The sequence below is a fragment of the Methylovulum psychrotolerans genome, assembly GCF_002923755.1.
GTDB lineage: Bacteria > Pseudomonadota > Gammaproteobacteria > Methylococcales > Methylomonadaceae > Methylovulum > Methylovulum psychrotolerans.
Genome location: NZ_PGFZ01000006.1, coordinates 244,085 through 267,571, shown reverse-complemented (window position 1 = coordinate 267,571; position 23,487 = coordinate 244,085). Strand labels below are relative to the sequence as shown.

Below are 23,487 nucleotides of genomic sequence, written 5' to 3'. Positions count from 1 at the left end.
TAAGACAGTTAAAAATTAAAACGGCTGATTGTTAAATTTGTCCCTTTCCTTGGGATATAGCTAAAGCACAATAAAATGATGCCGTTCGTGGTGAGCTTGTCCCACAAGGACTTCCGTTGGTCGTCGAACCACCATAGCCCTTCGACAAGCTCCCCCACAAGGGGGTCTGGGGACAGGCGAACGGCTTTACAATCAATTTATACTGCGTTAGCTATAGTTGGCTAAACCTGTCAAAAACGTAGCGGCCAGACCTGCAAACGTTGTTTGCAGGTTTGGTAAATCTTTGCCAGGCCATCGGGTTCTTTAATCAGAAAAAAGATGATTAAGCCCCCAAAGATGATTTTTTGGCAGTTCTCCAGTTGCCCCGCGTCAATCGTATCGGCCAACAAACCGCTGGCGATATGGGAGAGCAAGATAGGTAACAGGACAATAAAGGCGGCTCCTAAGAAATTACCCAAAATACTGCCCATACCACCGATAATGATGATGAAGAGAATCTGGAAAGACCGGCTCAAATCAAAACCATGCGGCTCCACCGTGCCCAGATAGCAAAAAGCCCATAAAGAACCGGCGATGCCCAGATAAAAGGAACTGATGGCGAAGGCCAATAATTTGGCTTTGGGAAGGGCGATGCCGATCACCTCCGCCGCCTTGTCCATATCACGCACCGCCATCCAATTCCTGCCCAATTCACTGCCGACGATGCTTTTTGCCAAAAATCCCAGTGCCACGACGACCGTCAGGGTGAATAAATACCGTCCCTGCGGTGAGCTGAAATCGTGGCCCAGTATCACCAAGGGCGGGGCGGTAATCACCCCTGACGAACTGTCATTGGAAAACCAAGCAAAGGTGGTGAATACCCAGAGCACAAAGAATTGGGCAGCCAAGGTTGATACCAAAATGTAGAAGCCTTTAATCCGCAAACTGGGTAAGCCAAACACCACCCCGGTCAACCCGGCCACCACACCGCCCAAAAGGAGGCTCAATAAAAACGGCAAGCCTTCGATGCGCAAATGGCTGTTATAGGCGGCGAATGCGCCGACGGCCATAAAGGCCGCCGAGCCTAAAGACAACTGCCCGGCATAGCCCGTCAACAAATTCAGTCCTAAGGCGGCTAAGGACAACACCAGAAAAGGGATTAAAATGGCGCTGAACCAATAGTCATTGCCTAGCCAGGGGATTAACAAAAACGCCGCCGCCAACAACAAATAAAACGCCCACCGCTCCTGATACAAGCGAAATATCCGCCGATCCGCTGGGTAACTGGTGCTAAATTGGCCTGATTCCCTATACAACATGGTTGCCTCCTTTACACCCGTTCGATTTGGCGTTCGCCAAAAATGCCCGTAGGCCTGACCAGCAAAAACAGCATCGCCAGCATATAAGGGAACCAGTTTTCAATGCCGCCACCGATATAAGCCCCCAAAAAAACTTCCGCGAGCTTTTCAGAAGCGCCGATAATAAGCCCGCCGACAATCGAACCGCTGATGGAGGTGAAGCCGCCGATAATCAACACCGGCAAGGCTTTCAGCACCACCAGCGATAAGGAAAACTGCACCCCCAACCGCGCCCCCCAGAGCAGCCCAGCCACCAAGCCGACAAATCCGGCTACCGTCCAAACGATTAGCCATAGCTTTTCCAGCTTGATGCCGACTGCCAGCGCCGCCAACTGATCGTCGGCAACGGCGCGAAGCGCGATGCCGGTACGGGTCTTATTGAAAAAGACCGACAGCACCAGCACTAAGACCCCGGCGACGCAAGCCGCAAAAATATCGAACTGCGACAGCAACATGCCCTGAAACTCGAAAGGCTCATCATTGATGCCCAAGTCCAGGCCATGCACTTGCGCCCCCCACAGCGATTGCGCCAAGCCTTCGATGATGTAGCTCAAACCCAGGGTCGCCATGAACAGGGTGATGGGCGGGCGGTTAACCAATTTGCGCAGCACCCACCGCTCTATCGTCCAAGCCAGCGCCACCATCGCCAGCAGCGTCAGGACAAAGGCCAGCCAGAAACTAATGCCGCGCTCCAACAGGCTGACAAACGTCAGGGCGGCGAACAGCACCATCGAGCCTTGGGCGAAATTAAACACCCCGGAGGCTTTGTAAATCAGCACAAAGCCAATGGCGACCAAAGAATACATGACCCCGGCCAGCAAACCGCCCAGCAATACCTCAAAGAAAAAACTCATCGTCGTCACTCACTATTATTAATGTCTCGTGCCCAGATAAGCGGCAATCACTTCGGGGTTGTTACGGACCGCCTCAGGCGGGCCGTCGCCAATTTTTTTGCCATAATCCAAAACGACCAAGTGCTGTGACAGCGCCATCACCACACCAATGTCATGTTCGATCAAGACAATGGTGGTGCCAAACTCCCGTTGGGTATCGACAATAAAACGGCTCATTTCCGCTTTTTCGTCCCTGTTCATCCCCGCCATCGGTTCATCCAATAACAGCAACTTAGGCTCTGCCGCCAATGCCCTGGCCAATTCCACCCGTTTTTGCAGGCCATAAGGCAAGCCGCCCACCAAACTACCCCGCCACGGCTGAATCCTTAAAAATTCGATGATTTCCTCGGCTTTTTGCCGCTGCACCAGCGCTTCCTTAGGCGCACGGCCGACATTAAAGGCTTGCTCCAGCCAACTGCTTTGGACTTTTAGGTTGCGCCCGGTCAGCACGTTATCCAGTACGCTCATGCCTTTAAATAAGGCAATGTTTTGGAAGGTGCGGGCAATGCCCCGCTCGGCGGCATGGTGCGGCCTCATGGCGGTGCGGATTTCCCCATCATAAGTAATGATGCCGTCATCAGGCTGATAAACGCCGTTAATCACGTTAAGCAGCGAACTTTTACCCGCCCCATTAGGGCCGATCAAGGCGCAGATTTCCCCTTCGGCGACGCTAAAACTCATGTCGGTAATCGCCTTAACGCCTTTAAACGACAGCGAGATATGCTCAAGCGTTAACAGTGGGTTGCGGGCCGTCATGCTTGCGCCCCCAACTGGGTGAGGCTGTCATCAAGATAGCTATCCTGAAGGACATGTTTAGGCTTGGGGCTATTGGGGGAGGGTTGCCAATCGCAAGCATCCGGCCAATTCCTGACCCTGATACCTAGGGCGGCAAAAAATGCGGCGGACGGTTCCGGCAACACCTCCCCGACCAATAAGGGGACGCGGGTGCGGCTAAAGCCGATCACATCCCGCAGCGGCCTTATCGTTAACCAATAAGCGAACAATTTATACCAAGGCTTGGTCTGGGCCGGTGCGGTCAGCGACCAATCCAAGAAAGCCCGCCGGACTGTACCCGGCAACGGCAACCGCGCATAGATCAGCGCTTCCAAACGTTGATAAGTTTGGCTAGTGCCGGCCACTAGGGTCGGCCCTAGCTCACGCCTGTCTATATCGCGGGTATTGATATTTTCGGGAAAATTCAGCGTAAACCCAGCCAGCAGCCACGGCGCCAGCAAGTAACGCAGATGTCCGCTGGCGGCAAACGCCCTAGCGGCCAAGGCCTCTTCCTGACTTGTCAAACGCTCCTGCTTAACCAGCTCGCGGCCTTGGTTTAACAACTGGTGGTGGGTCAGGTTTAGCCGCTCCACTTGCCCCTGCGGGTCCAGACGAAAAAACACAAACGCATCATCATGGGCTTGGGCGATGGGCGGGCTAATAGAGCCAGCATTAGCCGCGCCCAGCCATTGGGCATAAGGCTGTAAAACACCTTGCTGATAACCGGACAAGCCCCGTGCATCGGCATAAATGATCAACGGCGGCTTAAGGGCCAATTTTAGGGCGAGGTCGACTTGGCATTGCCCTTCGGCAAAAATGAAAGCGGGTTGTAACCTTGCTAACAGGCTAAGGGTATCGGCCTCGCCAGCATTAGGGTCTAACGGGGTAGCACTGCCGCCCAACCAGTGCGCGGCAATGGCAAGCAGCAGGGCTTCAGGCCTTGGGTCAGAGAGCAGATACAAGGTGTCACCCCGCGCAAAGCCCTTGGCTTGGAGTGCCGACACCAGCGAGGCGATGTCATGGCGCAGCTCAAGCCAGCGTTTTTCCTGCCAGATACCCCGTTGTTTATGCCGTAGCGCGACCTTAACAGGCTGTTCGCTGGCTTGATAATTTAGCCAAAAAGGCAAGGTATCCGCTGTCATAATCGGGCTCCTTAGTTTGAGGATCGGGGATAAATCAGAATGCCGCCTAGGCCGCCAAGGCGATTTTTTGTTCTTCCAGTTCGCGTACCAGCGGCAACACCTTCTCGCCGAAGTAAGCCACCTCTTCCTGAAAATGCAAAAATCCTGATAAAATCAAATCGACACCAACCGCTTTAAGGGCAACGATGCGTTCGGCAATCTGTAGCGGCGTACCGATCAAATTCGTCTTAAAGCCATCGTTATACTGGACTAAATCTTCAAAAGTGGATTTGGCCCAGTTGCCTTCGCGTTCAGGGCTGGATGCGCCCGCCTGTTTGGCTTCGTGGCCGAAGGCATTGACGGCTTCCGGGTTGGCCTTGTCGATAATTTCCGCCAGTACCGCTTTGGCTTCCTCTTCGGTGTCCCGCGCAATAATAAAGGCGTTAATGCCGATTTTGACCGGGTGCTTATGGGCGGCGGCTTTCGCCTTAATATCATCAATTTGCGCTTTTATGCCTTCTACGGTGTTGCCGTTGGTGAAATACCAGTCCGACACCATGGCGGCCATGTCACGCGCCGCCCGCGAGCTGCCGCCCTGAAATATCTCAGGATGCGGGTCTTGCAGCGGCTTGGGTTTTAAGGAAAAATTGTTGATGCGGTAAAAATCGCCTTTATAGGAAAAGTTATCGGTCGTCCAAATGCCTTTAAGGACATCAATAAACTCTTCAGAACGGCGGTAACGCTCGTCATGTTCCAGCCACGGTTGGCCTATGGAGACAAATTCGCCCTTAAACCAGCCCGAAACAATGTTCACGGCCACCCGTCCAGCCGTCAGAATATCGATAGTGGCTATTTGCTTAGCCACCAAAACCGGATCCCAAGGCCCCGGAAGAATCGCGGCAATGACTTTCAGGTGGCTGGTCGCCGCCAATAAGGCATGGGAAAATGACACCGATTCATGTTGATATTCGGCGCCATAACCGGCGATGAAACGGATTTGGGTAAGGGCATATTCAAAGCCGCTCTGTTCGGCGATTTGCGCCAATTTGCGGTTATAATCAATATCCCAACTGGTGCGCTGCTCAATGTCGCTCACCACCAAGCCGCCGCTGACATTAGGCACCCAATAAGCAAATTTGATAGGTTCGGAACTCATAATTTTTCTCACTTAATTAATGGTTTAAAGATTTTAGGTTGCCCTAAACAACGTGCTGTTATTGTTGCCTGGGCTTCAAGAACGGCAAGGCTCTGGCTACCGCCAAGTCAATGCGCTCATCCAAGGCTTTACTGGTGACTTTATAATCGGTGAAATCGGCCTCTGTCCCATAAACGCCAACCGGTAACGTTAAGGCTTGGAAAAAGCTGAACAAGGGGCGGAGTTGGTGATCAATAATCAAGGCATGGCGGTCACTGCCGCCTGTGGCCGCCAACAATACCGGCACATCAAACAAGGCCTCATGATGGACAAGATCAAACAAATGCTTAAACAAGCCCGTATACGAGGCGCGGTAAACAGGTGTCGCCACCACCAGAAAATCTGCCGCTTCTATAGCAGCAATATCGTTTTGGATGCTGTCCGGCAATTGGGCGCGTGCCGAAACCGCCCCTAGGCTTGGGCTTATTGCCCCCAGTTCAATCAGATGCAGGTCTATGGCGATGTGTTGGCCAAGACGGGCAATAATCTCTTCCACAACGGCCAAGGTTCTGGACGGTTTACCCGCACCGCCGGAAACGGCCGTCACTTTTAATTTCTCACTCATTATTCACTCCTAGTTTAAATGTGCTTAAGTCATTGCCAGATAAAGCGAAAGCAACGCTTATATTGACAAAAGCACTTACTATGCCAGTTATTTTTTCCATTAAAATCAATATATTATTGCGTTTTTAGAAAACCTTTAGGCGTTGAATATCAGGCGGCGTTGCTGCTCTATCGCTGCTAAAGCAGCACTGGCTTTTTTAAATGATATATTTGTTATCCCCGACCTATGGCCGGGCTTACCGAAAGCCTAGACCGATTAAGCGAATAGCTTTGGGGGAAATGCGTGGGTGTTGATGAAAAAGCACAAGACTGGGCTTGTATGAGAAGAGTAGGATTTTTTGCTGGTGTCGCAAATTATTCAATCTTGGGAGATAATTTGCTAACGTCTATTGTTTGGACTGATGTGACGCGGGTATTTTCTGAGGTTTAAAAAATCGGCGGCGTGGATGTTGCCACCCTAGCCGCCAATACCGTAAAAAAAAGAAATGGCTTCCCATAGCAGCCTTCACAAGATTTAAGATGTGGACAGGCCAAAGCCTTAAGGATTTGCCGGGAAAAATGATAACCTAAAAAAACCGCCGTTTTTACCGTAACGAAGCGTCTCAAAAAAGTGGTAGAATCTGGGCGATCAGCTTTAGGGTAATTGTGGATGGCCTATTCGGTTACTTGGGAATGGTCGGCAGTTCATAAGACATCGCCTCCTAAGAAGCCTATAATAGGTTTTGTCCGACACCTCACGCGATCCGTACTAATCAATGCAGGGCTTTATCGCCTAAAAAGCGCGTGAATACACCACTGACAGGTCAGCAAAGCGCTAAGCAAACTTTGTTGATGGCCTTAACGACATTCCCGATTTTGCCAAAATCGAAGCAGGTAACTTGGAACTTGAGCGCATCCCCTTTAACCCCCGGCAATTGCTGGCGGAATTGTTAGACATTTTCCGCCCGCCAGCGCGTGGTAAAAACCTAGCGGTGCTGGCCGATATTGATGCGGCTGTGCCGGAAAACTTAGTGGGCGATCCTAAGCGCTTACGGCAAATAATCGCCGGCCTGCTGTCTAACGCCATCAAATACACCCAAAACGGCCATATCAGCATCCGCTTACAAGCCACCGCAACGCCCGGCTTAATCCAAGCAAGCATTAAAGATACCGGGATCGGCATTAGCAAACCTGCCCAAGACACGTTGTTTACCGCCTTTAGCCAAGCGGACATGGCAACGCCCCACCCGTTTGGCGGCATAGACTTAAATTTGGCAAGTTGCGCCCATCTGACCCGGATGATGGGCGGACGAATTTGGGTAGACAGCGAGCCCGGACAAGGGGCGACGTTCCACTTTACCTTTCTGTCTTGGCAAAGCCCACCGCAACAGACCGCCCCGCTCCCTACCCATACCGACAACACGGCGGCTTTGGCGCATTTGCGGCTCTTATTGGTTGAGGACGACTTACTAAACCGCACCATTGCCGGCAAACTCATCGCAAAAATAGGCATTAAACCAGATACGGCAAATGATGGCTTACAAGCGTTGGTACAAGTCGGGCAAAATACTTACGATATTATCTTAATGGATATGCAGATGCCTAATATGGACGGCCTGACGGCAACCCGCCATATCCGCGCCATGGGCCATATCCACCAGCCTTACATTATTGCCCTAACCGGCAACGCCCTTGATGAAGACGCACAGGCTTGCAAAGCCGCAGGTATGGACGATTTTTTAAGCAAACCTATTAACACCAATACTCTGTTTGCCAAATTACTGCACTATGCCGCAGCTAGCCAACCCCATGTCCCTTAAAAGCGGTTAATTGGACTTGGCAAAGCCGACAACAACTTATCCCTAAAGGTCTGACCATGAACAAACGGCATAGCGCAACGCAACAATTAAACCGCCGGTTTCTGCTGTCGTTATTGACCATCAGCCTAACCATTTTTTTGGTCGAAATTGCCGTGATGCTGGTATTGGATTTTTATCGGCAGCATATCGCCTCCTTAACGGTGTACCAAGAAGCGGCAATCGACGCGTTGCTGATGTGTTTGATCAGCGCACCGTTATTATGGTTTTTCGTCCTGCGCAGGTTAGTCGTGCAAATCGGCTTAGAACGTGACGTGGCGCTAAAACAAACCCGCCTGAATGCCGAATTGCGTAGGGCGATGGATTATCATTCCTTGGTCAGCATCGCCAACGCCCAAGGGCAGATTATCCATGCCAATAAAATATTTTGTGAGGTGTCCGGCTATTCTTTAGAGGAATTGTTGGGTAAAGACCACCGTATCATCAATTCCGGTTATCACGACAAAGACTATATCCGTACTATGTGGCAAACCATCCGCCAAGGCCAAATCTGGCAAGGGGTGTTTTGCAACCGTCGTAAAAACGGTAGCCTGTATTGGGTGGACAGCACCATTACGCCGTTAAAGGACGAATATGGCCTGATTTACCAATATATTTCCGTACGCCAAGACATTACCGCCCAAAAACAAGCGAATGAACAACTCATTATGCTGATGCGGGCGGTCAATGCCAGTGCCGATATGATCCTGTTGACCGATGCGGCCCGGCACATCCACTATACCAACCCCGCCTTATGCCGCATTAGCGGCTGGCCGGAAATGGCGTTGCAGGGTAAAACCCCCGATATTCTCGATAGCCCCCATTGCGACAAGGCCACTCTGGCGGCCATGGATGCCGCCTTGGGGAAAGGCGAAAGTTGGTCAGGGCGTTTGCTGCAACGGCGCAAAGCCCCGTTGCCCTTCGCCATCGCCGGACAAACGCCGCCGCCAGATCCGCAAGACTACTGGGTGGAACTGAACATTAGCCCAGTCGTCAATAGGGACAGCAGTTTGGCGGGCTATGTGCAAATCCAACGCGACATCAACGCGCAAGTGCAAGAGGAAATTGCCCGGCAAATGGAAATAGAAGATACCGCCGCCTGCCTCGCCATTGCCGAGCTGTTACAACAATCTGCCCCTTTGGCCGAGCGGTGCGGGCAAGTGCTGGATATACTCTTTAGCTTGCAGGCTTTCGGGCTGCAACGTAAAGGCGGGGTATTTTTGCGCCCGCCGGAAGAGGATTGCCTCCACCTGTTTGTGTTGCGCGGACAATTTAGCGAAGAATTCATCCGCAAAGAACAGCGCGTGGCCTTGGGCGACTGTTTATGCGGACGTGCCGCCGTATCGGGCGAATTGCTGATTTCCGACGATTGTTTCTGTGATCCCCGCCATGAACACACCTTCCAAGGGATGCAGGCGCATGGGCATTACATTGTACCGATTGTCGCCACAGGCGGGGTTTTGGGCATCATTTTCTTGTATACCACACCCTATCCTGCGCATTTGTCCAAGCGCATCGCCATGCTGAAACAGGTCGGCGAAATGCTCGGTATCGCTGTCCTGCAAGACCGCGCCCAAGCGTCTTTGGAAAAAGCCCGCGATATGGCCATGCAAGCCGCCTTAGCAAAAAGCGAATTTTTGGCCAATATGAGCCATGAAATCCGCACCCCCATGAATGGCGTATTGGGTATGCTGGATTTGCTCCGCGATACGGACATGTCGGCTAACCAATGGAGTTTACTGGAAACCGCCTATTCTTCGGCAGAAGCCCTGTTGGTCATCCTCAACGATATTCTGGATTTTTCCAAACTGGAGGCGGGTAAGGTCGAACTGGAACACATTGATTTCAATTTGCCGGAATTGGCGGAAGATGTCTGCGCTTTATTAGCCGTACGCGCCCATGCCAAAAATTTGGAACTCAACTGCTTTATGCCCACCGAACTGCCTAGCTTTTGGCAAGGCGATCCGGGCCGCATCCGCCAAGTGCTGACCAATTTAATCGGCAATGCCGTCAAGTTTACCGAGTACGGGGAAGTGTCGGTCACCGCGCAGTATTTGCCGGACAGCTTAGGGCAACATCGTGTGCGTTTTGAGGTGCGTGACACTGGCATCGGCATCGCCGAACCCGCCCAAGCGCAATTGTTCCAAGCGTTTTCCCAAGCCGAAAGCAATACCTCACGGCGTTTTGGCGGCACGGGCCTGGGCTTGTCGATTTGTAAAAAAATGGTCGAACTGATGGGGGGTGACATCGGTTTGCAAAGCGCCTCAGGGCAAGGCACTTGTTTTTGGTTTACCTTGCCGCTACAGCCCGGCCAAGTGCCGGTAACGGACAAGCCGCCTACAGATATTGTCGGCAAACGGGTGTTGATTGTCGATGACAACGCCACCAACCGGATGATCTTAAAACATTACCTGACTTACTGGGGGATTGTCGCCAACACCGCCGACAGCGGCAGTGCCGCCTTAGCCGAACTCCACCAAGCCCTGACCGACGGCACGCCGTACCATCTGGCGTTATTGGATATGCACATGCCGCAAATGGACGGCCTAAGCTTAGCGCGTCTGATCACCGGCACGCCCGCCTTAACCGATTTGCCGCGCATTATGCTGACATCCGGCGGCCTGCTCAACGATGCCGAACGCCGGGATTTAGGCCTTGCGCAATGTCTGCTCAAACCCGCCAGACAAACCCAATTGTTCGATGCCATTAGCCATGCCTTATGCGACGATGGACAAACCCTCTCGCCCAAAGCCAAACAACCACCGCCCAAACCCAGTTATGCGGGTAAAAAGGTCTTGGTCGTTGAAGATAATCAAGTTAACCAAAAAGTCATTATCGGTATGTTGGCGAAATTCCAAGTGTCCCCCGATCTGGCCGATAACGGCAAACTGGCTTTTGACAAATTGCTGCAAACCACCTACGACCTCATTTTGATGGATTGCCAAATGCCCATGATGGATGGCTATCAGACCACACGCGAACTGCGGTTACTGGAAAAAGGCCGTAACTTTCCCCGCCAGACCATTGTCGCCTTGACCGCCAACGCCGATAACAACGAGCGGACAAACTGCTTGGCGGCGGGTATGGATGATTATCTGGCAAAACCTTTTACCCAAGAGCAATTGACGGCCATGTTAGCCCGCTGGTTAGGGGCAGATGCAGAAGAGTACCCTGATACCGAATCCGCGCAAGCCTTGCCGGCCCCCACCACCCCGGTTTGGGACAGGGCGGTGGCCCTACAAAACCTGGCCGATGATGAAGAGCTGTTACTGGCGATGCTGGCGGTATTTCTCGACCAAGCCCCAGGGCAACTGGCCGACGTGCAAAAAGGGGCGGCAACGGCTGACCTGCCCTTATTGGCTAATACCGCCCATAGCCTGAAAGGCTCGCTAAGCTATTTGGGGGCGGAAGACGCGCGGGCCTGTGCCGGAGCTATTGAAGCGGCGGTGCGTAACCAACCCCCCGCCGATTATGGGCAATTGTGTACAGAGTTGCAGCTAAAAATCACCGCGTTAATGGCGGTTTTCCGGCATTATCTGGCGGATAACTCAATAGAGGGCCAAACTTAATTTATCAAATTACAAGCCCTCATTTTCACACGGCAATTTTTAGCAGCTGCCCGGCATTTTGATAAAACACCTTGTCCAAAACAGCGTCTTTAAACCCCAATGCGGCGAAGTCATCCACGGTCTGTTTCATGTCACGGAACGGATAAGACGACCCGAACAACAATTGCTCGCCTAAGAAAGCATTGGCGGCTTCGACATAAAGCGCCGAACCCGGTTGAAAAATATACATATCGGGAACCAGATAGATATTGGCATAGCGGAATGCCGCTCCGATAACTTCATTGACAAAAGGGTAGTAACCATGAAAACAAATGATTTTCAGCAGCGGGTATCTTCGTGCCAAGCGGGCGACGGCATTGGGGTGTGCGTAAGCAAAATTAGGCGTGGTCGGGCCGCTCATTAGGCATACCGGCACATCCAAACCGATACAAGCCTCATAAACCGGAAACAGCGCGGGATCATCGGCCTGTACGGGCGGCTCGGCAAAGCCCGGCTCGATATTAATGGCTTTAAAGCCCAATTGTTTGACCGCCCGGACAAGCTCGGCAATGGCATCGTCTTTGCCCCGGCTGAGGATATCCACCGACCCGATACCGACAAATTGCCCGCTGCTGGCCACTAAGTCGGCAATGGTATCGTTATCGATGGTCAGGCCGGGCGTTTCCCGACCGACAATCACCGCCTTATCCACGCCAGCTTGGGCGATTTCCGCAAGATAACCTTCTAAGGTATAGGAACGCCGGAAATGTTCCGGCTCTTTTGAGCCCACCCGCTGATTAAGCCATTTGGCGGTCTGATAACCTGCCGAATCGGGGTTAGCGCCGAAAAAGTCGTGGAGAAAAGCCGGACGGCTGCGCATATCAATTATTTTTTGCATAGTGTTGTCTTTCCGTCAGTTATGAGTAAAAACTATGGGCAGGATAATTGCCGTTTAAGACCCAATCCCCCAAATCCCTTAGCTTATAATCGATAGGGTCGTGTAAGGTGTAGACCCGCAAATTGCGCCAAAACCTATCCATGCCCAGCTTGGCTGTGGTCGCCCGGGCGCCCGCCACTTCAAAAATGCGTGAGGTCACGTCCAAGCCCGCCTTGGTGCTGTTGACCTTGGCGGAAAACACCGCAAGGGCGACTTCGCCGCGTTCGGCATCGGTCAAGGCCAACCCCTTGCCCCACGCATTGTCCAACAAGGCCGCAGCATGGTCGGCCAGTAACCTCGCCCCATCAATGCTGGCCCAAAATTCGCCATAATGTAACAACGTATACGGATCTTCCTGAATAGTCTGGGCTAAAGAACCGGACCAAACGCGGGAGCTGGTTTGGGTGTATTTTTTACCTTCTTGCAACGCCCCTTCAGCAAGGCCGATATAGATGTTGGTAAAAATCAATTGGGCAACCATAGACCTGAGGCTGGAAAAAGGCGAGCTTAAAGGCCCCGGATTAATCAACAATTCCTGCTTTTCCACCCTCAGGCCTTTAAATTCAACGCTGCCGCTGTCGGTTTGGCGTTGCCCCATATTATCCCAATCGTCATGCACATAAATGCCCGCCCGCTGGGTTGGCACGGCGGCGACGATAAATTTTTTCGTATCGGCGGTGATGGCCGACACAATCAGACGATCCGAATCGGTTGCCCCTGAGCAAAAACTCTTAAAGCCATTAAAGAGCAGATGCTCTGCGGCTTCGCTGGCGATGGTTCGGGTGTCCAAGGGGTTAAGGGCATTTCCCCACCATAAATTCTGCGCCGCCGTTTCTTTAAACAAGCTTTGCCATTGCTCGCCGCTACCGTATAAACGGATTGATGCCAACATCAAAAATTGGAAGGCGAACACATGGGCCAGGGAGCTGTCAGCCCGGGCAATGATACGGATGATTTTGTAAATGTCCGGCCATGCCAAACCGTAGCCACCGAATTCTTTAGCAATCGACAGTTTCAGCAAACCGCTATCGCGTATGGCCTGCCTCTGTGCCAAAGGAGTTCCGCCTTGTTTATCGCGCTCGGCGGCGGTTTCATAGAAATACGCGCTAAGCTGCTCCGCTTGCGCAAACAGTTGCGCGGTGGTGGGTTCGGTTAAACGGGGGTTAATGGGGATTTCTTGAGCGACTACAGCCATGGGGGCAATCCTTGTTTTATTCTGCGGTTACTGGGTGTTGGCGTTTAACGTTGACCGCGCCAAACGGGCCGGTCAGATTGGTTTTTATACCCGTTTCAAGCTCCGGGTTCAATTCGACCGGCAATAAGGGAAATAACAGCTCGGCGACACGGTAAGCCTCTTCCAGATGCGGATAGCCGGAAAAAATAAAATACTCAATGCCAAGGTCGGCATATTCTTTTATCCGGCTTGCCACTTCTTGCGGATTACCGACTAAGGCCGTACCCGCCCCACCCCTGACCAAACCCACGCCGGCCCATAAATTAGGCGACACCGTCAAGTTATCGCGTTTACCGCCATGCAGATCGGTCATCTTTTTTTGCCCCACCGATTCAAATCCGGCAATGGCGGCTTGTGCCGCCGCTATCGTCTCATCCGTCACTTGGGCGATAAGCCCATCGGCGGCGGCCCACGCTTCGCTGCTGGATTCCCTGACAATAATATGCAAACGGATACCAAATTTTACTGTCCGGCCTAATATGGCCGCTTCGGCGCGTACCCGGTTTATTTTCTCCGCCACGGCGGCGGGCGGTTCACCCCACGTCAAAAACACATCAATATGCTCGGCGCTTAAGCTGATGGCGGCATCGGAGGAGCCGCCCAAAAATAAGGCCGGATAGGGTTTTTGTACCGCACCGGACGGCAAACTGGCACCTTCGACGTTGATAAACTCCCCGGAAAAATCGATTTCCTCGCCTGCCAGCACCGCTTTCCAGACAGTTAAAAACTCCCCCGCTTCCGCATAACGCTGGTCATGGCGTAAAAAGCTGCCGTCAGCCCGCTGTTCCGCCGGGTCGCCGCCAGCCACGACATTAACCAGTAGCCTGCCGCCAGAAATCCTATCCAGCGTCGAGGCCATCCGCGCCGACACCGTGGGCGAGGTAAACCCTGGCCGGACGGCAACCAGAAATTTTAGTTGCTTGGTTTGGTTAATCAGCGATGACGCAATCACCCAAGGATCTTCGCAAGCGCGTCCAGACGGCACTAATACCCCCTTGAACCCTAGACTGTCCGCAGCTTGGGCAATTTGCTTAAGGTAGGAGTAAGTAACCGGCCTGACACCTTTTTCGGTACCCAGATAACGGTTATCCCCATGTGTGGGTAAAAACCAGAATATTTCCATTTTAATAACCTATAGTAAAAAAACCTCTGCTAGAGAGAAGCAGTTACTATGCCAGCAAAATTTCTTAATGATTTCATGCGGCTAATGCGATTGGCCTAGGCACTTTGCTGCTGTTAAAGCAGACGCGCCTATCCGTCGCTGCTTTAGCAGCATTTTGCTGATAAAGCAGCTAAGTCCGCCACCTGCCATCTGCAAGTTACCTGATTCCCAAGACGTAAGCTTCGCGACCGCTTATTTTGTCGGTACGCTGTACCGCACCTGCTGCTCTGGCAGCATTTAGCCTGTCGATACCATTAAATTATCAGCAAATGACACCGATATTGAAATCAGCTAGGGTTATAGAAACTCAGATAAGGCCTTCACTGCTTTAATAGCACAGGGTTTTATGAAATAAAGCTGTTTGAATGAAAAAATTGGCACTGATTATGCTTTTGCCTTAAAAATGGCTAGGAACACTGTATGGATATGAATAAATTCACTGACAACGACTCTCAAGAAAATACCGCCGAACAACCAGATCCCTTTACTATCGCCAAGCACTTAGCTGAGCTATTTGCCCTGACCGTCGTCGAAAGGGACTATCTGGGAGGGACACCAAAGCAGGAGCGGGACGAAATCCGCAACAGCGGCTTGTTGGCGTTAATTATCCCGAAAAAGTACGGCGGACAAGGCGCGAATTGGGTCGACACCATGCAAATCGTCAGGAAAATCGCCACTGTCGATAGCTCGCTGGCGCATGTGTTCGGGTTCCAGCATCTGATGCTGGCGACGGTGCGGCTATTTTCAAAACCGGAACAATGGGAGCGTTGGTTTGAGCAAACCGCGCAATTGAACTGGTTTTGGGGCAATGCCCTCAATCCGCTAGACACCCGCTTAACCGCCAAACCTTTTCTTGGCGGCTACGAATTTTCCGGCAAAAAAAGCTTTTGTTCGGGGGCGATCGATTCGGAAATGCTCATCGTCTCCGCCATCGCCACAACGGACGGCAAGCTATTGATTGCGGCCATTCCGACTACCCGGACAGGCGTTTCGGTCATACAGGATTGGGACAATATCGGCCAACGCCAAACCGATAGCGGCAGTGTCATTTTTAAAAAAGTCCGTGTTGAAGACTATGAAATACTTGCCGAACCGGGGCCGTTAAGCACCCCTTTCTCTTGCTTACGCCCCTTGGTTGCCCAATTGATCCTGACGAACATTTACTTAGGCATTGCCGAAGGGGCTTTTGAGGATGCCCGGCAATACACCTTAAACGAAGCAAGGCCTTGGCATTCGTCCAACATGGCGGCGGCCAACCAAGACCCGTATATCCTCAACCATTACGGCAATTTTTATGTCGGGCTTGAGAGCACACGGGTGTTAAGCGACCTGGCTGCGGCCAAATTGGACAAGGCTTGGCAACAAGACACGCAACTGGGCGAAGAAGAACGCGGCGAGGTCGCCATCGCCATCAGCTCGGCAAAAGTGCTGGCGACCCGCACAGGGATGGACATCACCAGCAATATGTTTGAGGTGATGGGCTCTAGGGCCACCCACGGCGGCTTAAGGCTAGACCGCCACTGGCGGAATTTACGGACACACACCCTCCATGACCCTTTGGATTACAAAATTAAGGAATTAGGGGAATGGATACTGAACAAAGCTTACCCAAAACCGACATTTTACTCATGAATAATACTAGCAAACCTTTTTTCGAATTTTTTCCTGAGCAAAAAATAGCGAACCAGCCGATAGAGAAGCAAAATAACTTGCTTACCCTACCGAACCCCCATGAACTGACGACCTCCATCAGGGCGACGGCACAAGTCTTTGAAGACCCCAAATCCATCGCCCTGCTTAACCAGATAAAAATGATCGCCCCCAGTGATGCCAATGTGCTGGTGATCGGTGAAACGGGGACGGGCAAAGAGCTGATTGCCCGCTATATCCACGAATTGAGCCACCGCAAAGATAAGCCATTTGTCGCCGTCAACTGCGGTTCCTTATCGGAAAGTTTGGTGGAAAGCGAATTGTTCGGCCATGAAAAAGGTGCGTTCACGGGCGCATTTTCCAGTAAGGCCGGCTGGTTTGAAGCCGCCGATACCGGAACCTTGTTTCTGGATGAGATCGGCGACTTGCCGCTGAGCATTCAGGTAAAATTGCTCAGGGTGCTTCAGGAACGCGAGGTGGTAAGGCTGGGGGCGAGGAAACCCATCCCCATTAATTTAAGGTTGGTGGCGGCGACCAATGTGCGCCTGGAAGAAGCCGTGCTGGCGGGGCATTTCCGCGAGGATTTGTTCTATCGCCTGCGGGTTGCGCATCTGGAGTTGCCGACCTTAAGGAACCGCCCCGGGGATATTCTCCCTTTGGCGGAATACTTCGTTGCCGAATACCGGCGCAGGCTAGGCTATAATGACATCACCTTGGACGAACAGGCCAAAAATAAGCTGTTAAGACATACTTGGCCGGGCAATATCAGGGAATTGGAAAATGTCATACATTATGCCCTGCTCATTTGCAAAAACCATGTCGTCCGCAGCGAAGACCTGCAATTGTCCTGTATGCAGCTACAAAAGCCTAGGGAAAATAATGTCTATGGCCATGAAGCGGAATCTAATTCACGCCTGAATGATGCCCTGTACCAATTGTTTGAGACGGAAAAAAAAGACCTTTATAACCATTTGGAAGAAAGCATTATTAAGGCGGCTTATAACTATTGCCATAACAATGCGACCCAAACCGCCAAATTACTGGGGGTTAGCCGTAATATCGTCAGGGCGCGGTTAATCAAAATGGGGGCGATTAGTGCAATCAGATAAATGGCTGCTTTTTTGTCGCCCTTAGTTTGGTTGTATTCCTAATACTTGATGATCGGGTATAAAAGCCTAACAAATTCCCCCTTTTGTGCTGGTTCCCAAGCTCCGGCTTGGCAACCAGCCTACAAGAAGCTCCTGCTTCGAGAATTCCAAAAAGACTCAGCGGCTACGCCAAAACCGCTTTGCGAGCCTATCTGAACGGCATAGGGAAATGTTAGTGTCCAGAATTCCCGAAGCGAGAGCTTCGGAAAGCAAGGTTCCCAAGCCGGCGCTTGGGAACCAGCGTCTGTAATATTATTCGGGGCGGGTTTTATGAAAAACTTGATGATCGGGTATAAAAGCCTAGCAAATTCCCCCCTTTGGTACCTTAGCCGTACCAAAGGGGGAGCGGCATTTAAAAATAAACCTGCGCTTGGACGCGTAAACGGCTGTCATTCAAGGTATGGTCTGCCCAATCTTTACCTGTTATATAGCTATAATCGGTCTGTAACTTGAAATTGTGCTCGTAGAAGTAATAGTTCAGCCCCACTGAACCGACGGTTTGATTTTTGAACGGGCTGCCGTCTTGGTATTCGAACAACACTTGGTTGGCGGTACCGGCCAATTCTAAGCGTTTTGGCAACACATAATAACCCGCCTGCCAATACCAACCGTAATCGTTGGTCGTGGAGGGGCCGACAATGCGTTGCAGGCGATTGTTTTGCCGCCAAAAGAACGCCGCTTCCGTGCTGAAATACTGATACCGATAACCGATGTCCGCCGTGCCGTTATAAGTGTCGGTACCGACACTGACGTTCTGTAAGCCGGAACTGGCATCAACCGGGTTGAAACCAAACGCGGCACCGACGGATAATTGCGGCGTGCCGATACCCGCCGGGGAGGTTTCCTGCACATAATCATAAGGGGCCAGCACGTCATAGACGATACGGCCGATTCCGGCAATTTTAGTGCCGACATTTTGTTGCGTCCCTGAATCCAACGCCCTAACACCATTACCTGCGGTCAGGCTCAATGTCCATTTGCCGGGTTTCCACATCGCTTCGGCACCGGGCGTTCTCTGTAAACTAAACGCATATTCGGGGGCTTGTAAGTCCATAAACAAGTATTTGCCTATGTCGGTATAAAATTGCCGGGAATATTGCGGCAAAATACGTCCGGTCTTAATGCCCACATCACCCAATTGATATTTGCCCCACCAGTCAATGGTGCTGACGCTGCTGTTATTGCTGAGCGTGCTGGTCTGATAGAAAAAGAAATACGACAGTTTGGGGTCAAATGCTGTGCCTGAGAAAAACAACCTGCCCAGCGCCAAGTCGAAGGTTTGGTTATCATTGCCAGCCGCTTTGTTGGGCAAACTCAAGGTATATCGGGATTGGGCCAGCCCATTGATGGTCAAAGAAAATTTATTGTCTTGCGTCCGCAGGCTAAAGCCGCCGTCATAAAAACCTTTCAGATAACGTTCAACCGGCACTTTCGCAGCCACCGGATCTTCCACATCGGCTTGTTCTTGGACATTACGGCCCTTGGCCGTTGGCGTGTCCTGGACAACTGCGGTCTTGCCGACAGTATCCTGATACTTAGGGGCATTCCTGGCGGCTTCGCGCTGTTCCAATTCTTGCAGGCGTGTATTCGTCACCTCAAGCTGCTGTTGATATTCCTGCATTTGCTTGCGCAGCAGCACGGTTTCCTTGCTGACGCCTTTGGCCGATGCCAAAGAAGGCGACAAAATGCAGCCGACAATCAGCGCGTAACTGACACCGTGCCGGACATTTTGATAGGGATAGGCAAGTGCTTGCCTGTTGTCGTGCAAGGGTTGGTTGGTAGGTAAGTTATTCATAGCATTTTTTCCTGAGTTTTAGATTAAAGACACTGATTTTCATTAAACAGGTGTTTATCTAGTAACGCAGAAAACATGCCATGCGGTTTTTATGTATTTTTTATATTATTTTTCAATAGCTTATCATAAATAAAAAAGAATTTTAGCAAATTACCGATGATAGGGAAATGCTGCTATTTTGTTAAACTTGCTGATCTGCCGCCGCCCTATCGGCGATATTATGCTCTCATTAATTTGCACTTATACTGTGAACGGCTAAGTTTTCGGTTTGAGGATTCACCGTTTCGGCCTAATATTTTTTAAGCTCTATTTTTATTCAGTAACACCATCAATGCTTTTGCCGATAAGGGTTTGCTGAAATAGTAGCCTTGAAATTCATCGCAGCCTAGCTCATGCAGAAAAGCTTGCTGATAGGCCGTTTCCACACCTTCGGCGACGATTTTCAGGTTTAGACTGTGGCCCAGTGCGACGATGGCCTTAAGAATGGCAGCATTCGTCGGCTCGGTTTCCAAATTGCCGACAAATACTTTATCAATTTTTAACCTGTCCACCGGAAAATCTTTTAAATACGCCATACTGGAATAACCGGTACCAAAATCATCAATTGCCAACTTGATACCTAACGCCTTAAGGTCATGCAAGGTTTTGATGAAGTGGCGGGTATCTTGGACCAGGCAGTTTTCGGTAATTTCCAACTCCAGACAGTCCGGCGCCAATTTCGAGCTTTTGAGTACGGATTTTACCGTACTGACCAAGTCTGTTTTGCGGAACTGTCGCGGCGAGACATTAACGGCAATAGTGATGGGTCTTCCTAAAACGTTTTTGAACTCGACCGCTTTCCGGCACGCCGTTTCCAACACCCAGCGGCCTATTTCTTCAATTTGCCCGGTCTCTTCGGCAATCGGAATAAACTTTACGGGCGGGATTAAAGGCTCGCCCAGCCGTTGCCAGCGGATCAGGGCTTCGACACCGTACACGTCCCCGCTCTTTAAATCGACTTGAGGCTGGTAATGCAGAATGAATTCATCAAATTTTATTGCCCGCCGAAGCCGATATTCAATTTCGATGCGCTCAGTCACGACTTTATTCAACTGGCGGGTATAAAATTGGAAGTTATTGCGGCCTGATTCTTTAGCCTTGTACATCGCCGAATCGGCATGTTTCAGCAGGGTATTGGGGTTGGCTCCGTCATCAGGGTAAACGCTAATGCCAATGCTGCATGAAACCACAAAATCACGCCCTTCAATCATACAAGGTGCGGCCACTGCGGTGAGGATGCACTCCATGCTTCTGGCAATGTCCTCAATTTTTTTCAGGCCAGTCAGGATCAGCACAAATTCATCCCCACCTAACCTGATCACAGTATCGGTTTCATGGGCGCACCGGACCAGGCGGTTTGCCATCGTCACCAGTAAGCCATCACCAATATGATGCCCCATACTGTCATTGATGAATTTAAATTGGTCGAGGTCAATAAAGGCCACCGCCAATTTACTGCCATTGCTATCGGCAAAGCTCATACATTGCAACAGCCTATCGGCAAGCATTGTCCGGTTAGGCAAGCCTGTCAAGTTGTCGTGCGTGGCTTGATATTCGATCATTTGTTCGTAATTTTTACGCTCGGAAATATCTTCGACCGTCCCTTCATAAAAGCGCAGCTTGCCCTCAGCATCATAGACTTCGCGGGCATTTTCGCTGATCCAAATGATGTCGCCATTTTTACGGTAAACTTGTGATTCGAAATTTTGGATTTTTCCGTGCGCCGACATTAAAGCGATAAATTCGGCGCGTTTGCTAGGGTCGACATACAATTGCTTTTGAATGTCGAGTATGCCCCGCACCAAATCATCCGGGGAGTCGTAGCCGTAAATCTGGGCTAAGGCAGGGTTAAAATTAAGATACTGCCCGGAGGGGCTGGTTTGGTATATGCCTTCACTGGCATTTTCAAAAATGGAACGGTAACGCTCTTCGGCATCGCGGGCCGCTTGTTCGCTTTGCTTGTGGCGGGTGACATCCTGAATAAAGCCTTCCAATGCCAATAACACCCCATTGCCATCAAATAGCGGGCTACCGCTCTCCTGTATCCAACGGATAGTCCCGTCGGCATGGACAATCCGGTATTCCAGTTCAAAGCGTTCTCGGCGGTGCAGCGCATTTTCTATTAGCGTCCGCACCCAGGCGCGGTCATCACTATACGTTAGCTCTTCATAGCTTATCCGCTGATTTAAAATCAGGTCTTCGGTATCGTAACCCGTCAGCCGCCTACAGCCGTCGCTGACAAACAGCATTGTCCAGTTCTCATCCGGCAAGCAACAGTAGACCATCCCCTTAAGATTGCTCATAAGGGTACTTAACATACGTTCCCTGTCCTCCAGCAAGCTGTTCAGACTGGGGTTAAATCTTATGGATAGCACAGACGGGGGCATTTAGCTTTTAGGATGGGGACGTGTGAATAACGTGATACTTAATAACAAGCAATATTTATACCGCGATATAAAATCTGAACAACTTCCACTATTTCGCCAGCGATCCCTAGTTCTTAAAAAAATAAATTGTAATTCAAACAGATAAAATAAAGGCTCTATTTTTTCTACAGTGAGAACCGTTAATATTACGGTTCAAAAATGGGCTTGGCACTTATTGAAATGGTGCAAAAACACCTAATCGGTGCATAAGTTGATGAAAATGGCACGCTAGATGTTGCGGCGTAACACCAAACCATCGGGCATTTTATAGCATCCATGCAACACACCTTAGCCGTGACGGGACGCAGCGCGTCCCATCTGCATTCCCATTTATGCCTCTGAGGGTACGCAGCGCGTCACTGCCATTAAGTTAAGAAATTGTACTTATAATTTCAACAAGATAGGATTAACTTACGACATTCTTAATCTCTATACTGTTGAAATACAAAGCATAATCCCTTAACTTAATGGCAGGGCTAGCACCTATGCTTAGGCAAGGGAGTGATTATTGGAAGAAGCCAGCATAGCGGATATCGGCAGCGGCACGCGGCTTTGCAAGGGCACCACTTTACAGGCGGACAATCGGAAACCGTTATGGGGCGGCGCATTAACGGCCACCGCCGCGATATGCTGCGGTGACGGGTATAACCGCCAAAACTGCCAATGGTCGGGATTATCCTGCATACCCGGTTCAAAAGCAATTTGTACCCGTTGTTGTTCTGGCATTATGAAGCTGAATTGGTCTAAGGGTAATGATAGGCCCATGCCCCTGGCTTTGATATACGCTTCTTTTAATGTCCAATATTCAAAAAAACGTTGCGGCTTTTGGTGTTCAGGGATTTGCTTGAGCCCGGCAATTTCTGCTTTGGCAAAATAATGTTCGGCGATATTCAGACTAGCACGGTCTTTGGCTTTATGTTCTACATCCACACCCACATCATGCGTTAAGGCAATCCCGCACATAATCAGGCCATCGGTGTGCGATAGGTTAAAGCGGATAGGCAAACCCGTTTGGTTCTGGCTCTGGGCGATTTCGGGCTTGCCATAGGCGTTGAAGTCAAAACGCCAAGCCTTAGGTTCAATATCCCTATAACATGACAGCGTGGTGCGCAACAATGCCCGCGTGATGAGATATTGCTGCCGATGCCGGGCAAAATGAAACCGTTGCCAGCGGTTTTGCTCTTCATCATTGAGCAGGTCGGCATAACTTAACAGCAATGCCTGATCATTTATTTCGTCAGGATAAGCAAACCACAGGTGGATGCCGTCTTTTTCGAGAAATAGTGCCATAGGTTCATTAAAAAAGGCCGATAAATAACACACTTAAGGCAGGTATGGCCAAGGTGTCCGTGTGCCGTTGACTGTCTTTTAGATGCTATCCCTAGCACAATAAACCCAACCGCCATACAAGGATGGGCGCATAAAAACGTCATAAGGAAAAAAGCGCTTTTTAGTTGATTTTATCAAAAGCGAAAAAGTGTAACAACTTGTTACACTTTTTCGGAGGCATCCTTATTGCCCTAGCAGATGGAATTGGAATGGCTGCATGTTCATAGTCAGTTCTCTCGGACAAGTTGATAAGACGCTAGGAAGGGGAGTCGCTATTTTTGCGAAAGATTGCTTCGGCATCCTTGCCGGTCAATCAGCAAAAATCACGCGACCGCTTATGCCTTCGGCTGCCCCAGCCGTCCTGGTCACTCGCTCGCCACCCAACAAGGGGTGGCTCACATGCTCTCCAATGACTCGACGCGATTTCGTATAGCCTGCATTTTCACTTCCGCTTCGCTTCGTGAAAACACAGGCACTATCGCTTCTGGGGACTACTCGAC

General features: G+C 50.8%; 16 protein-coding genes. 4 read left to right on the top strand and 12 right to left on the bottom strand.

Annotation, left to right across the window (positions count from 1 at the left end; all coding sequences use genetic code 11):
* Positions 1-230 precede the first annotated feature (230 nt).
* The 6 genes from AADEFJLK_RS14530 to msuE are packed head-to-tail and all read right to left on the bottom strand — an operon-like array spanning position 231 to position 5,885.
* On the bottom strand, positions 231-1,298 hold the full coding sequence (locus AADEFJLK_RS14530; RefSeq protein ID WP_088619479.1) for a branched-chain amino acid ABC transporter permease: 1,068 nt from the start codon (positions 1,296-1,298) through the stop codon (positions 231-233).
* An 11-nt stretch (positions 1,299-1,309) separates the two neighbouring features.
* Positions 1,310-2,191, bottom strand: a complete 882-nt coding sequence (locus tag AADEFJLK_RS14525; protein WP_103974757.1) for a branched-chain amino acid ABC transporter permease — start codon at positions 2,189-2,191, stop codon at positions 1,310-1,312.
* Positions 2,192-2,209: 18 nt separating this feature from the next.
* Positions 2,210-2,986, bottom strand: a complete 777-nt coding sequence (locus AADEFJLK_RS14520; protein WP_103974756.1) for an ABC transporter ATP-binding protein — start codon at positions 2,984-2,986, stop codon at positions 2,210-2,212.
* Positions 2,983-4,146: an AMP-binding protein gene (locus tag AADEFJLK_RS14515; protein ID WP_103974755.1), complete on the bottom strand. Its 1,164-nt coding sequence runs from the start codon at positions 4,144-4,146 to the stop codon at positions 2,983-2,985. Before AADEFJLK_RS14515 ends, AADEFJLK_RS14520 begins: the two co-directional genes overlap by 4 nt.
* Positions 4,147-4,192: 46 nt before the next feature.
* Entirely contained in the window at positions 4,193-5,281 is a 1,089-nt protein-coding gene (sfnG, locus tag AADEFJLK_RS14510; protein WP_103974754.1) for a dimethylsulfone monooxygenase SfnG, read from the bottom strand.
* A gap of 58 nt (positions 5,282-5,339) precedes the next feature.
* Positions 5,340-5,885, bottom strand: coding sequence for an FMN reductase (msuE, locus tag AADEFJLK_RS14505; RefSeq protein WP_088619474.1), 546 nt, complete (start codon positions 5,883-5,885; stop codon positions 5,340-5,342).
* Between the two features lie 877 nt (positions 5,886-6,762).
* Between msuE and AADEFJLK_RS14500 the strand changes: the two genes are divergently transcribed.
* Together AADEFJLK_RS14500 and AADEFJLK_RS14495 are read left to right on the top strand one after the other, a co-directional pair.
* Positions 6,763-7,683: a response regulator gene (locus tag AADEFJLK_RS14500; protein ID WP_088619472.1), complete on the top strand. Its 921-nt coding sequence runs from the start codon at positions 6,763-6,765 to the stop codon at positions 7,681-7,683.
* A gap of 56 nt (positions 7,684-7,739) precedes the next feature.
* Positions 7,740-11,288, top strand: a complete 3,549-nt coding sequence (locus AADEFJLK_RS14495) for a response regulator (protein WP_103974753.1) — start codon at positions 7,740-7,742, stop codon at positions 11,286-11,288.
* Positions 11,289-11,313: 25 nt separating this feature from the next.
* Here AADEFJLK_RS14495 and AADEFJLK_RS14490 read toward each other — a convergent pair whose 3' ends face one another.
* The 3 genes from AADEFJLK_RS14490 to ssuD are packed head-to-tail and all read right to left on the bottom strand — an operon-like array spanning position 11,314 to position 14,561.
* Complete coding sequence (locus AADEFJLK_RS14490; protein ID WP_103974752.1) at positions 11,314-12,165, bottom strand: amidohydrolase family protein; 852 nt, start codon at positions 12,163-12,165, stop codon at positions 11,314-11,316.
* A gap of 19 nt (positions 12,166-12,184) precedes the next feature.
* The gene (locus AADEFJLK_RS14485; protein WP_103974751.1) at positions 12,185-13,399 is read right to left on the bottom strand and encodes an acyl-CoA dehydrogenase family protein; all 1,215 of its coding nucleotides are present in this window, start codon (positions 13,397-13,399) and stop codon (positions 12,185-12,187) included.
* Between the two features lie 16 nt (positions 13,400-13,415).
* Positions 13,416-14,561, bottom strand: coding sequence for an FMNH2-dependent alkanesulfonate monooxygenase (gene ssuD / locus AADEFJLK_RS14480; protein ID WP_088619468.1), 1,146 nt, complete (start codon positions 14,559-14,561; stop codon positions 13,416-13,418).
* A gap of 459 nt (positions 14,562-15,020) precedes the next feature.
* On the opposite strand from ssuD, the gene AADEFJLK_RS14475 reads away from it, so the two are divergent.
* A complete protein-coding gene (locus tag AADEFJLK_RS14475; RefSeq protein ID WP_249028055.1) occupies positions 15,021-16,232 on the top strand; it encodes an acyl-CoA dehydrogenase family protein in 1,212 nt (403 codons plus the stop codon).
* On the top strand, positions 16,187-17,359 hold the full coding sequence (locus tag AADEFJLK_RS14470; protein ID WP_282957366.1) for a sigma-54 interaction domain-containing protein: 1,173 nt from the start codon (positions 16,187-16,189) through the stop codon (positions 17,357-17,359). Before AADEFJLK_RS14475 ends, AADEFJLK_RS14470 begins: the two co-directional genes overlap by 46 nt.
* Positions 17,360-17,750: 391 nt before the next feature.
* On the opposite strand, the gene AADEFJLK_RS14465 is transcribed toward AADEFJLK_RS14470, so the two are convergent.
* The 3 genes from AADEFJLK_RS14465 to AADEFJLK_RS14455 all read right to left on the bottom strand — a co-directional run bounded on the left by AADEFJLK_RS14465 (position 17,751) and on the right by AADEFJLK_RS14455 (position 22,948).
* Positions 17,751-19,193 (bottom strand): hypothetical protein, encoded by a 1,443-nt coding sequence (locus AADEFJLK_RS14465; RefSeq protein WP_103974749.1) that lies wholly within the window; start codon positions 19,191-19,193, stop codon positions 17,751-17,753.
* Between the two features lie 299 nt (positions 19,194-19,492).
* Positions 19,493-21,550: a putative bifunctional diguanylate cyclase/phosphodiesterase gene (locus AADEFJLK_RS14460; RefSeq protein WP_103974795.1), complete on the bottom strand. Its 2,058-nt coding sequence runs from the start codon at positions 21,548-21,550 to the stop codon at positions 19,493-19,495.
* 597 nt (positions 21,551-22,147) lie between these two features.
* Entirely contained in the window at positions 22,148-22,948 is an 801-nt protein-coding gene (locus tag AADEFJLK_RS14455) for a 4'-phosphopantetheinyl transferase family protein (RefSeq protein WP_103974748.1), read from the bottom strand.
* Positions 22,949-23,487: the final 539 nt, after the last annotated feature.